9 protein-coding genes and 4 tRNA genes are annotated in these 12,727 nt (G+C 33.6%); 9 read left to right on the forward strand and 4 right to left on the reverse strand.

The annotated features are described in order from the left end of the window. Positions 1-16 precede the first annotated feature (16 nt). From NSA47_RS03560 to NSA47_RS03570, 3 genes are read left to right on the forward strand one after another with little or no spacing between them, the layout of a single operon-like run. A complete protein-coding gene (locus NSA47_RS03560; protein ID WP_306811088.1) occupies positions 17-1,078 on the forward strand; it encodes a M42 family metallopeptidase in 1,062 nt (353 codons plus the stop codon). Continuing rightward, positions 1,069-2,091, forward strand: coding sequence for a M42 family metallopeptidase (locus NSA47_RS03565; protein ID WP_257529528.1), 1,023 nt, complete (start codon positions 1,069-1,071; stop codon positions 2,089-2,091). The genes NSA47_RS03560 and NSA47_RS03565 overlap by 10 nt, the downstream gene beginning before the upstream one ends. Next, complete coding sequence (locus NSA47_RS03570) at positions 2,092-3,087, forward strand: M42 family metallopeptidase (RefSeq protein WP_257529529.1); 996 nt, start codon at positions 2,092-2,094, stop codon at positions 3,085-3,087. It begins immediately after the preceding gene. A 142-nt stretch (positions 3,088-3,229) separates the two neighbouring features. On the opposite strand, the gene NSA47_RS03575 is transcribed toward NSA47_RS03570, so the two are convergent. The 4 genes from NSA47_RS03575 to NSA47_RS03590 all read right to left on the reverse strand — a co-directional run bounded on the left by NSA47_RS03575 (position 3,230) and on the right by NSA47_RS03590 (position 3,562). Next, positions 3,230-3,304 (reverse strand) — tRNA-Thr (locus NSA47_RS03575). Positions 3,305-3,318: 14 nt separating this feature from the next. After that, positions 3,319-3,394, reverse strand: a tRNA-Phe gene (locus tag NSA47_RS03580). A gap of 5 nt (positions 3,395-3,399) precedes the next feature. Then, positions 3,400-3,476, reverse strand: a tRNA-Ile gene (locus tag NSA47_RS03585). A 9-nt stretch (positions 3,477-3,485) separates the two neighbouring features. After that, positions 3,486-3,562 (reverse strand) — tRNA-Pro (locus tag NSA47_RS03590). An 866-nt stretch (positions 3,563-4,428) separates the two neighbouring features. On the opposite strand from NSA47_RS03590, the gene miaB reads away from it, so the two are divergent. From miaB to NSA47_RS03620, 6 genes are all read left to right on the forward strand, one after another. Further along, positions 4,429-5,772 (forward strand): tRNA (N6-isopentenyl adenosine(37)-C2)-methylthiotransferase MiaB, encoded by a 1,344-nt coding sequence (gene miaB / locus NSA47_RS03595; protein ID WP_257529690.1) that lies wholly within the window; start codon positions 4,429-4,431, stop codon positions 5,770-5,772. Positions 5,773-5,879: 107 nt separating this feature from the next. Next, on the forward strand, positions 5,880-8,534 hold the full coding sequence (mutS, locus tag NSA47_RS03600; protein ID WP_257529530.1) for a DNA mismatch repair protein MutS: 2,655 nt from the start codon (positions 5,880-5,882) through the stop codon (positions 8,532-8,534). Next, positions 8,535-10,424 carry a DNA mismatch repair endonuclease MutL gene (gene mutL, locus NSA47_RS03605; protein WP_257529531.1) on the forward strand — a complete coding sequence of 630 codons (1,890 nt, stop codon included), beginning with the start codon at positions 8,535-8,537 and terminating at the stop codon, positions 10,422-10,424. A gap of 12 nt (positions 10,425-10,436) precedes the next feature. Next, complete coding sequence (miaA, locus tag NSA47_RS03610; protein WP_257529532.1) at positions 10,437-11,390, forward strand: tRNA (adenosine(37)-N6)-dimethylallyltransferase MiaA; 954 nt, start codon at positions 10,437-10,439, stop codon at positions 11,388-11,390. A gap of 30 nt (positions 11,391-11,420) precedes the next feature. Next, positions 11,421-11,666, forward strand: coding sequence for an RNA chaperone Hfq (gene hfq / locus NSA47_RS03615; protein WP_257529533.1), 246 nt, complete (start codon positions 11,421-11,423; stop codon positions 11,664-11,666). Between the two features lie 148 nt (positions 11,667-11,814). Then, positions 11,815-12,726: an AAA family ATPase gene (locus NSA47_RS03620; protein ID WP_257529534.1), complete on the forward strand. Its 912-nt coding sequence runs from the start codon at positions 11,815-11,817 to the stop codon at positions 12,724-12,726. Position 12,727: the final 1 nt, after the last annotated feature.

A 12,727-nucleotide genomic window follows, 5' to 3' on the forward strand; every position in this document is an offset into this window, starting at 1 on the left:
AAAGGAGGGAAGACTGTTGTTGGATATACAAAAAACTTTAGAATTAATTACACCTATTGCCGGTGTATCCGGTAATGAAATGAAAGTTTCAGGCTACATTAAGGATTTGTTTTCAAAGACCTGCAACACTGTCAAAGAAGATGCTTTAGGTAATATCATAGCTATAAAAGAGGGATCTGGAAACAAAAAGGCAAGAAGAAAAATAATGTTAGCTGCTCACATGGATGAAATAGGGCTAATGGTAAAAAAAATTGACAAGAAAGGCTTTGTTTTTTTTACCAATGTAGGGGGTATGGATTATAGAACATTACTATCTCAAGAAGTTACTATTCATGGAAAGAAAGATATTTTTGGAGTTATAGGAGCAAAACCACCTCACCTACAAAAACAAAATGAGAAAAATAAGTCGATCAAAATGGATGAACTCTATATAGATGTTGGCCTTTCAAAGGAAGAACTAGAAAAATGGATAGACATTGGAGATTTTATTACCATCAATAGAGACCTTACTTCTTTACAGGGTGAGTACATAACAGGTAAAGCCTTAGACGATAGAGGGGGTATTGCAGCTTTGTTGGAGTGTATGAAAGAATTAGAACATATCAATCACCAACTAGATGTATACTTTGTTGCTACCGTTCAGGAAGAAGTAGGCTTACGAGGGGCAATCACTAGTACCTATGGGATTATGCCAGATTTGGGAATTGCCATTGATGTGGGCCATGGAAGAACCCCAGGAGTGCCAAAAGAAGACACTATAGAACTAGATAAAGGACCCGCTATAGGTTTAGGCCCTAATATTCATCCTAAAATAAATAAAAAACTAATTGAAATAGCTAAAAAATTTAATATCCCCTATCAACCTGAAGTTATTCCAGGCAGATCGGGTACAGATGCTTGGGCTATGCAAGTGACGCAAAGTGGAGTACCTACAGGACTTTTATCGATTCCTTTAAGATATATGCATACGTCAGTGGAAGTAGCTAGCAAGAAAGATATTGAATTAACAGGTAGAATGTTGTCCCTATTTATTGCTAGTTTAAATGACATAAATTGGGAGGAATGGCTATGCTATTAAAAAAGCTAACTGAATCTTCAGGTGTATCAGGTAATGAGCAAGAAGTAAGAGCTTTAATTATCCAAGAAATTAAGGATAAAGTAGACCATATACAGATTGATAATTTAGGGAATGTGATTGCCTATAAGAAAGGTAAAGGCAATGTTAACAAAAAAGTAATGCTTTGTGCTCACATGGATGAAGTGGGATTAATCATTACAAGTATTGAATCAGACGGACTTCTTAAATTTAAGCCAGTAGGGGGTATAGATCCCAGAATACTGGTATCTAAAGTAGTTAATATAGGGGAAAATAAAATACCCGGAGTAATAGGAGCAAAGGCAATACATCTCCAAGAGCCCAAGGAAAGGGAAAAGGCATTAAAAGTTAGTGAATTATATATTGATATTGGTGCCACCTCTAAAGAAGAAGCAGAAAAAATAATTGATTTGGGGGATTATGCTACTTTTCATAGTAAATATATTGAATTTGGGGATGGGTTAATTAAAGCTAAGGCCCTAGACGACCGTGTAGGATGTGCGATTATCACCCAGATGTTGGATGAGGACTATGACTTTACATTATATGCTGTCTTTACTGTGCAGGAAGAAGTCGGGCTGAGGGGAGCAGGTGTAGCTGCTTTTGATGTGGATCCTGATATCGCTTTAGTAATAGAAGGAACTACTTGTTCAGACGTACCAGGAACAGCTGAACATGAATATGCTACAAAATTAGGACATGGACCTGCTATTTCCATTATGGATATGGCCTCTTACTCAGACAAGAATATTTCTAGGATGCTATATGAACTAGGAAAATCAAATAATATCCCTGTTCAGTATAAAAAAACAACTTTTGGAGGAAATGATGCTGGTGCAATCCATCTCACTAAAGAAGGGATAAGAACAGGTGCTATATCTATTCCTTGTAGATATATCCACTCTCCTTCATCGGTAATGAGTCTAAATGACTATAAAGGGTGTAGGGATATAGTAAGGTTTTTCTTAGAACATATTGAGAAGGGAGAAATTTAAATGGATAACACGAAACTGAATTTTTTAAAACAATTATTAGATACCTTTGGACCTTCAGGTAATGAAGAACATATTCGAGAACTAATACAAAAGGAAATAAAAGACTATGTAGACGAAATAAAAATAGATTCTCTAGGCAATTTAATTGCCCATAAAAAAGGTATAGGAAAGAAAATCATGTTAGCGGCCCATATGGATGAAATTGGACTTATTATTACTCATATAGATAAAAATGGATTTTTAAGGTTTTCTAATATTGGTGGAGTTTCTGCTTCTATATCTCTTGGTCAAAAAATATCTCTTAAAGATGGCACTATTGGGGTTGTATCTAGTGAGCATTTGGAGGAAATAAAAGAGTTAAAACTAGACAAACTATATATTGATATAGGTGCAAATAGTAGGGAAGAAGCTGAGAAAAAGGTTTCTATTGGAAGTGTTGTGAGTTTTTATGGTCCTTTAAGTGTAAATGATAATCGTGCGATATCAAAAGCTATGGATGACCGAATAGGATGTTTTGTTCTTGTCGAGATCATTAAAAATATGAAAGATAACAATAAAGACTTATATTTTGTCTTTACCGTACAAGAAGAACTAGGTATTAGGGGCGCAAAAACCTCTGCCTATGGCATTGATCCTGACCTAGGCATTGCCGTTGATGTTACTTCCACAGGTGATACCCCTAAATGTAAAAGCATGGAAGTGTCCTTGGGAAAAGGTCCCACAGTAAAAATCATGGATGGTTCTGTAATGTGTCATCCTAGAGTAAAAGAACTATTAATTTCTACAGCTAAGAAATATAATATACCTTATCAATTAGAAGTATTAGAATATGGTGGAACAGATGCAGGTGCCATTCACTTGACGAGGGAAGGTATTCCTTCTGGTGCAGTATCTATTCCCACTCGTTATATTCATAGCCCTGGTGAAATGGTAGACTTAAAAGACGTGGAATATGCAATAGAACTATTAGCAAAATCTTTACAAGAAGAAATATAGACAAGAAAGCGAATAGAACCGCTCTATTGATAGAGGAAAGTTTGGTTCCTTATTCGTAAAACCAACTTTCCTCTATTAAAATAATCAAAATAAAAAAAGGAATCTTAGAAGATTCCTTTTTATTATGTATTCTTTTAAAAAATGGAGCTGGCGATAGGAATCGAACCTACAACCTGCTGATTACAAGTCAGCTGCTCTACCGTTGAGCCACGCCAGCACTACCAAGAAAAATGGTGCCCAAAGGCGGAATCGAACCACCGACACGAGGATTTTCAGTCCTCTGCTCTACCGACTGAGCTATTTGGGCAATTATGGTGGGCCTTCAGGGACTCGAACCCCGGACCGACCGGTTATGAGCCGGTTGCTCTAACCAACTGAGCTAAAGGCCCCAAATTATATGGTCGAGGTGGAGGGATTCGAACCCCCGGCCCCATGGTCCCAAACCATGTGCGCTACCAAACTGCGCTACACCTCGTTATAACGACAATTAATAATATACATCATAAAAGATAAAAAGTCAAATAAAATTTTTAATTTTATTATTTTTTAATAATAGGGGGCAATGATGTCAACCTACTTGCATTATTATTCATAATTTATGAAATAAAATATAAGTTAACTCGTTGTGCTGGTTAAATGGAGAGTTTGCTCTGTGCAGAGGTTTAGAGTTTGTTAATACAGCCGAAAGCGTTTTAAATCAAGTGTTTGAGCGTAGCGAGTTTTTGATACTGCTGAAGGCAAATTTACAAACTCTTGACCTTGGAACATGAGAAAATCGGAATTTAACTAGCACAACGAGTTAAGTTATAAAAAGTTTATAATTCGCACTATAATAATAGTTTTTCATAAAATAATGATAAGAAAAACAATGATTTATCTATGCTTAAAACTGGCAAGAAAAATATACTAATTTAGTGCAGGGATAGGAGGACAATACTATGATACAGGTACGGCGAAGGAATTCAGTAGGGAGAATTGTTAAACTATATCCAAAAACTGCAGAATTTTTTAGTAAAAAAGGTTTAAAAGTAAAAGGATGAGGAAATTGTAAATCCCTTACCATTGAGCAGGCTGCTCAAAAAAGTAAGATTGATATACAATATTTTATTAAAAGTTTAAAACAATATATAGAACATCACTATTATTAAACAAAGGATCTAAACCTAGGATAACTTCTGTTATCCTAGGTTTAGATCCTTTGTAATGAAATAGCTGTTTTATTTCTAAATACGCAAAAGATCTAGGCATTTTAAAAGAACTTTTATTTCATATACAAATATATGTTATAATATTATAGTTATATATTTATATTCAGGAGGACTTACTATGACAAATATTAATATAAACAAAAAAAAATATTATAAAATTATTACCTACGGTTGTCAGATGAATGAAAATGATTCAGAAAAACTGGCTGGTATGCTTAATATATTAGGATATTCTCCTATTGAGGATGAAGAAAAAGCAGATATTGTAATATTCAATACATGTAGCGTAAGAGAAAATGCTGATGTGAAAGTTTTTGGGAATTTGGGGCATTTTAAGCCTCTTAAAAAGCGAAATCCTAATATGATATTAGCGGTGTGTGGTTGCATGATGCAGCAGCAGGAAATTGTTAATAAAATAATGGACAAGTATCCTCAAGTAGACTTGGTTTTTGGAACACATAACCTTCATAAGTTCCCTGAATTATTAGCGAATGCTCAGCAATCTCCTCGAATTGTTGTTGATGTATGGGAAGAGGGAGGAGAAATAGTCGAAGCTCTACCTATTGAACGAAAATATGAACATAAAGCCTATGTAACGATAATGTATGGTTGTAATAACTTTTGTAGCTATTGTATCGTACCTTATACTAGAGGTAGAGAAAGAAGTAGAAGACCTGAACAAATTGTTCAGGAGATTACTAAATTGGCCCAAGAAGGATGTAAGGAGATTACATTGCTAGGTCAAAATGTTAATTCCTATGGGAAAAGTTTAGAGGAAGACATTACCTTTGCCGATCTTTTAAGAAGATTAAACAATATAGAAGGTATTGAGCGAATACGCTTTATGACCTCCCATCCCAAGGATCTTTCTGATGATTTAATAGCGGCTATGAAGGAATGCGATAAGGTTTGTGAACATCTACATTTACCATTTCAGGCAGGAAATAATAAAATATTAAAAATAATGAATAGAAGATATACGAAAGAATCCTATTTGAATCTAATCAATAAGATAAAAGATGCAATACCAGGTATTGCTCTAACCACTGATATTATCGTAGGGTTTCCAGGAGAAACAGATGAAGACTTTGAGGATACACTCGATATCGTACGAGAGGTAAAATTTGATTCAGCATTTACATTCCTTTATTCGGTAAGGGAAGGTACACCGGCCGCTAAAATGGAAAATCAAATACCTGACGAAATTAAACATAAGAGATTTCAAAAACTATTAGATCTTCAACATCAAATTAGTGCAGAGGAAAACAAATTATTGGAAGGTACAATAGCCGAAGTGTTTGTAGAGGGTGTTAGTAAAAATGATACAGAGAAAATGAGTGGAAGAACACGAACCAATAAATTGGTAAACTTTATAGGCAAAAAAGATTCTATTGGTGAACTTGTTCAAATTAAGATTACTCAAGGACAAACTTGGAGTTTGAATGGTGTACAAATTGGTTATGATGATAAAGAATAAATAAATAAATTAAAAATTCGGGTTATCCCGGGTTTTTTAATTTGAACAATAAAAGTTGATGGTGTATCATTATGTAAAAATACATTGGTTTCAAGGGGGAATCGGAATTGTCAAAACTTACTCCTATGATGCAACAATATTTAGAAATTCATAGTCAAGCGAAGGATGCTATTTTATTCTTTCGATTGGGTGATTTCTACGAAATGTTCTTTGATGATGCTATTTTAGCCTCTAGGGAGTTGGAAATAACACTTACAGGCAGGGATTGCGGTTTGGAAGAAAGAGCACCTATGTGCGGAGTACCTTATCACTCAGCAGATAATTATATCGCAAAGTTAGTAGAAAAGGGATATAAGGTAGCTATTTGCGAGCAGGTAGAGGAACCTTCTGAGGCTAAGGGCATTGTCAAAAGAGAAATAACTAGAATTATTTCTCCTGGTACAATTATTGATAGTACTGCTCTAGAGGATAAAAAAAATAATTATCTTTTGTGTATATATAATGAACTGAACTCCTATGGACTTGCTTTTACAGATGTTTCAACTGGAGAATTTAAGACCAGCCAAATAGTCGGAGAGAATTCAACCAATATACTCATGGATGAAATAGGAAAGATAAATCCTTCTGAAATATTGGTTAATAATACTCTATATAAAGCAGAGGAAATAAAAAACTTCATTGAAAAAAAGTTTCAAATACAATTAAGTCCATTTCCTAATAAATATTTTAATTATAATGATGCCAAAGATAAAATAAAAGATCATTTTAATGTATATTCATTAACTGCATTAGACTTAGAAGAGCATATTCTAGGTATTCGGGCGGCTGGGGCCCTAATGGGTTATTTAGAGGAAACACAAAAAACAGCATTGCCTCACATAAATGAAATAAGCAGGTATGATGTTGAAGAATATATGATACTTGACCTATCTACACGAAGCAACTTAGAGTTAACAGAAACCATTCGGGGGAAAGAAAAAAAAGGAAGTCTTTTGTGGATATTAGATCAAACCATTACTGCTATGGGGGGAAGGCAACTTAGGCAATGGGTAGAGCAGCCCTTAGTAGATAAAAACCTCATTCAAAAAAGATTAGATAGTGTGGAGGAAATATACTCGAATATAATACTTAGAAAAGATATCGAACAATTATTAAAAAATGTCTATGATATTCAAAGACTAATATCTCGGCTATCCTATGGTAGTGCTAATAGTAGAGATCTTTTAGCATTAAAACAATCTATCGGTATCTTACCCTCGCTGAAAAAAATACTTTTACAGTGTAAATCCTCATTTTTAGTTGAAATATACAATAATCTAGATTTACTAGAAGATATACATAAATTAATCCAAGATAGTATACATGAAGAGCCTCCTATATCTCTTAAGGAAGGAGGTATTATAAAAGACGGATTTAGTGAAGAGGTTGACCAATATAGAATAGCAACAAAATCTGGTCAAGAATGGATCGTAAAACTTGAAATGGAAGAAAAAAAGAAGACGGGTATACGCTCCTTAAAGGTGGGATTTAATAAAGTTTTTGGGTATTATTTAGATGTTACCAAAAGCAATATTCATTTAGTGCCAGACGATTATATCCGGAAACAAACTCTAGCTAATTCTGAGAGATACTTTACCCCTGAATTGAAGGATATAGAAGCAAAAATTCTCGGTGCACAGGAAAAAGTGGTACAGCTAGAATATCAATTGTTTCAGGATATAAAAAATCAGGTCTTAGCTCAGATTAATCGAATTCAGGCAGTGGCTAAAAATATTGCCTTTCTCGATTCTCTCTGGTCATTAGCGAGTATTGCCTATGATAACCATTATGTTAAACCAGTGATACTAAATAATGATGAAATCATTATCGAGAGTGGACGACATCCTGTAGTAGAGAAGATGATGAAATATAATGAATTTGTACCTAACAACTGTAGTCTTGACTGCAAAGATCAGCGGACAATCATCATAACAGGTCCTAATATGTCAGGTAAATCCACTTATATGCGTCAAATAGCGCTGATTGTATTAATGGCGCAAATAGGGAGTTTTGTCCCAGCAAAAGATGCTCAAATAGGTATTGTGGATAGAATCTTTACTCGTGTAGGAGCATCTGATGATTTAGCCTCTGGCCAAAGTACATTTATGGTTGAAATGAGTGAGGTGTCAAATATATTAAAAAATGCTACCTCTAATAGTTTAGTTATTTTGGATGAGGTGGGAAGAGGAACGAGCACCTTTGATGGCCTTAGTATCGCATGGGCTGTAATAGAATATATTAATGATCTAAACATTATAGGATGCAAGACTATGTTTGCCACCCATTACCACGAACTTACTGTTTTAGAACAACAATTACAAGGGATAAAGAACTATTCAATTGCTGTTAAGGAAGGAAAAGATAACATTATATTTTTGAGAGAAATTATCCCAGGAAGTGCAGACCAAAGTTATGGGATTGAAGTCGCCAAATTAGCGGGTTTACCTGCTGAAGTTATTGAAAGATCCAATGATATTTTATACGCCTTAGAGAATAAAGAAGATTCTTTAAAACATCAAACCGCTATTTGCAGTGAAGATATGATGGTTAAAACCAAAAAAGATCAGTCCTTAAATAATACCAATTTAACCTTGCTTAACTACAGAAAAGAGGAGGTTCTTGAAGAAGTAAGAACATTAGCCTTGGATCAAATAACTCCTCTTGAATTAATGAATATTGTTTCTCATTTGCAAAAAAAACTTAAAGATAGTGGAGTGTTTTAGATGTCAAAAATAAGATTATTAGATGTACGTACCGCAAATAAAATAGCTGCTGGTGAAGTAATTATTAACCCTGCATCGGTAATTAAAGAACTATTAGAAAACTCTATAGACGCTCAAAGCAATACAATTACTATTGAAATAATCAAAGGTGGCAAAGAGCTAATTTCTATTACCGACAATGGTATTGGCATCCCAGCCAAAGACGTTAAATTGGCTTTTCAAAGACATACTACCAGTAAGATTAGCAAGGTAGAAGATTTAGAGAAAATCAATACTTTAGGCTTTAGAGGAGAAGCCTTGGCTAGTATAGCCGCTATATCTAAAGTAAAGATGACCACTAGGGAGAAAGACCAAGAGAGCGGAGTTTTTATTAGTATTCAGGGTGGTAAAGTTGTAAAAGAGCAAGAGCTAGGTTGCCCTAGGGGAACAAATATAAAAGTTGAGGATATATTTTACAATACTCCCGCACGATATAAATATTTGAAAAAAGATTCTATTGAATCAGGCTATATTGGCCAAATTGTCGAAAAAATTGCCTTATCTCACCCAGAGATTTCATTTAGATTTATTAACAATGATAAACAGGTATTTCATACCCCTGGAAACAATGACCTATTTAGCTGTATTTATAGTATTTTTGGAAAAAACTTTGCCCATGATTTAATCGAGATTAATTATACAAATGACCCTCTGCGTATAAAAGGTTTTATTGGTAAACCAGGGTTGTCAAGATCAAACCGAAACCGTCAGATTTTTTACATTAACCAAAGATATGTTCAGAGTAAGATCCTTTCACAGGCTTTGGAAGATGCTTATAAAGGTCTAATTATGGTTCACAAATTTCCTGTAGCCATATTTAATATCGAACTACCACCTGAAATGTTGGATGTCAATGTTCATCCTGCAAAAACCCAAATACGGTTTCAAAATGAAAGCTTGATCTATTTATTAACTAAACAAGCTCTTTCTGACCGTTTGAAGACCACGTCCTTAATACCTGAAGTTAGCCTTCCTAGGACCAAAGTAGACAAGGATCAAAAAAACCATAATGAAATTCAAGCTGAAATCCCTCTTGATCATCCTATTTCTTATGTAAATCACCTTCAAAATCTAGCAGAAGCTAAAGGAACTTCTAGCGATTGGAAGAAAGAGGATTTGCATTATAATAGAAATAAAGAGAAGAAGAAAGAAAAAGTTTATGAAGATAACTTCCTAGGATATAATAATAAAAAATACAATAAAGATCCTATTTCTCCTGTTTTTGAGAAGGAAAAAACAATCCCTAAAACTGAACCACAGATTATAGAAGAACTAAAATTAGGGAAAATAATTGGCCAAATTTTTTCCACATATATCATCCTTGAAATCCCTAAAGGAATATTGCTCATTGACCAACATGCTGCTCATGAGCGAATAAAGTATAATGAACTAAAAAAACAGTATAAAAAGAATGAAGTTGCATCCCAAAAATTATTAGTACCTATATCCATGAACTTGTCTTTTCAAGAATGTCAATTAATCAAAGAATTTTCAACGATTATCCATAGGATGGGCTTTGAAATTGAGGAATTTGGTAGCAATAGCATTATTATAAGATCAGTACCTCTAATATTAAGTCAACCTCAGGGTGATGCCTATATCACCCAAATAATTGATTATTTACAAGAATTGCAGAATGTTGAATCTATAATAGAACGAGAAGATAAGCTTATTTCCATGGCTTGTAAAAGTGCTATCAAAGCCCATGATAAACTGGATGTAAAGGAGATGACACAGCTAGTTCATGATTTAATTTTTACAGAACAACCGTATACATGTCCCCATGGAAGACCAACGATTATAAGATTAACCCAATATGAACTAGAAAAATTATTTAAAAGAATACAATAAGGAGATTTCATAATGAAGAAACCATTAGTAGTAATAGTGGGACCTACGGCAGTAGGGAAAACAGATATTTCAATTAGTGTTGCTAAAAGGTTGAATAGTGAAATAATCTCGGCAGATTCTATGCAGATATATAAATATATGGATATTGGCACAGCAAAACCTACTAAAGGGGAAATGCAAGGGATTCCCCATTATTTAATAGATGAAATTGAGCCAGATGAGGAATTTAATGTTGCATTATTCCAACAAAAAGCTTTTAAATACATTGACTATATTCTTGAAAAAAAGAAGACTCCGATGGTAGTGGGAGGAACGGGACTTTATGTAAATTCTTTAGTCTATCCTTTAAACTTTACCGAAAGTATTTCTGATCCGGAATATCGAATAAAAATTCAAGCCTTAGCAAAGGAAAAAGGAAATCAATATATTCATGACCTTTTAAAACAGGTAGATTCTCTTTCTGCAGAAGCCATTCATCCTAATAATACCAAACGAATTATTAGAGCATTAGAAGTCTATAAGAATACAGGTAAAACAATGTCCTATTATAAAGAAAAAACTCAAATAGAAGATATTCCCTTCTCTCTTGTTATGATTGGACTAATGATGGATAGAGATATTCTATATCAAAGAATAAACCAACGGATTGATAACATGATAGAAGAAGGATTAATAGATGAAGTAAAAGGACTTTTAGACAAAGGATATGATAAAGATTTAGTTTCCATGCAAGGACTTGGGTACAAAGAAATTATAGGGTTTCTGGAAGGACAATTGACCTTAGAAGAGTCAATAAATCTTCTTAAAAGAGATACAAGAAGATTTGCAAAACGTCAACTAACTTGGTTTAGACGAGATAAAAGAATACATTGGATCAAAGTAGATGAATATACTTCAAAAGCAGACATAATAGATGATATAATAATGCTCATAGAGACAAAGTTTCCATTCAGCAAAAGAGTATAAGGAAAAGACTAAATTATTGGAGGGAATAAAATGATAAAAAACAATATTAATCTTCAAGAGGTTTTTTTAAATCATGTTAGAAAGGAACGTATGCCCATCACAATATATCTAGTAAATGGCTATCAATTAAAGGGAATTGTAAAAGGTTTTGATAACTATACTATTGTTTTGGAGAGCGATAATAAACAACAAATGGTGTACAAACATGCCATTTCAACTATTTCTCCTAGTAAACAAATTAATTTTCAAAGCATAACCTCTACCAATGAGCAATAATTCTATTATATAAAATATATAAAAATTTGTTCCTAAATCTACAATAAAACAATCACCTTTTTATATACTCTACATATAATGGTAACACCAGATTTTTATATCACGCTATATTAAATAAAAGGGTGATTATATGAGTTTTTGGAACATATTGCAGACAAAAATTAATCAAACCTCTCTCTTTAAAGAGGAAGTGCCTTCAAAAAAAGAAAAACCTCATTTGTTAACTAAGGATAAATTGGATACTGAAGAAAATATTAATATTGAAGAAATTTATCAAGAACTAAACTCTTTAGTAGGATTAAAAATGCTCAAAAATCTAGTCCGGGAAATTGAAGCTTTTGTGATGATCAATAAAAAACGACAGAAAGAAAATCTAACCATAGAACCCTTGGTTTTTCACATGATTTTCAGGGGGAACCCAGGGACTGGAAAAACAACGGTAGCTCGAATATTAGGAAAACTATTTAAAGGGTTAGGGGTATTAAAATCAGGACATGTCGTTGAGGTAGAGAGAGCCGACCTAGTGGGCGAATTTGTTGGGCAAACTGCTCAGAAAGTAAAAACTAAAATTCATGAATCACTTGGTGGTATATTGTTCATTGATGAAGCTTATTCTTTAGCAAGGGGAGGGGAAAAGGACTTTGGTAAGGAAGCTATAGATACCCTTGTTAAAGCCATGGAGGACTACAAGAATGAGTTCATTCTTATTTTAGCAGGCTATAAAATAGAAATGGACTTTTTCCTTATGAGTAACCCAGGACTACGATCTAGATTTCCCGTACATATTAATTTTGAGGATTATTCAATTGATGAATTAATGAGTATAGCAGAAATAATGGCCCTAAAAAGACAATATGAAATTACCTTAGAAGGTAAAAAAGTTCTGTATAAATTACTTGTACAGAGGCGATTAGACTATGATCATGATAAGTTTGGTAATGCTAGAGAAGTAAGAAATATTATAGAAAAAACCATACGAAAACAAGCATTAAGATTATCAAAAAAAACAAATATCGACAGAAAAGACTTAATTTATTTAAGAAAAGAAGATTTTATGTGAA

The organism is Irregularibacter muris (assembly GCF_024622505.1).
GTDB lineage: Bacteria > Bacillota > Clostridia > Eubacteriales > Garciellaceae > Irregularibacter > Irregularibacter muris.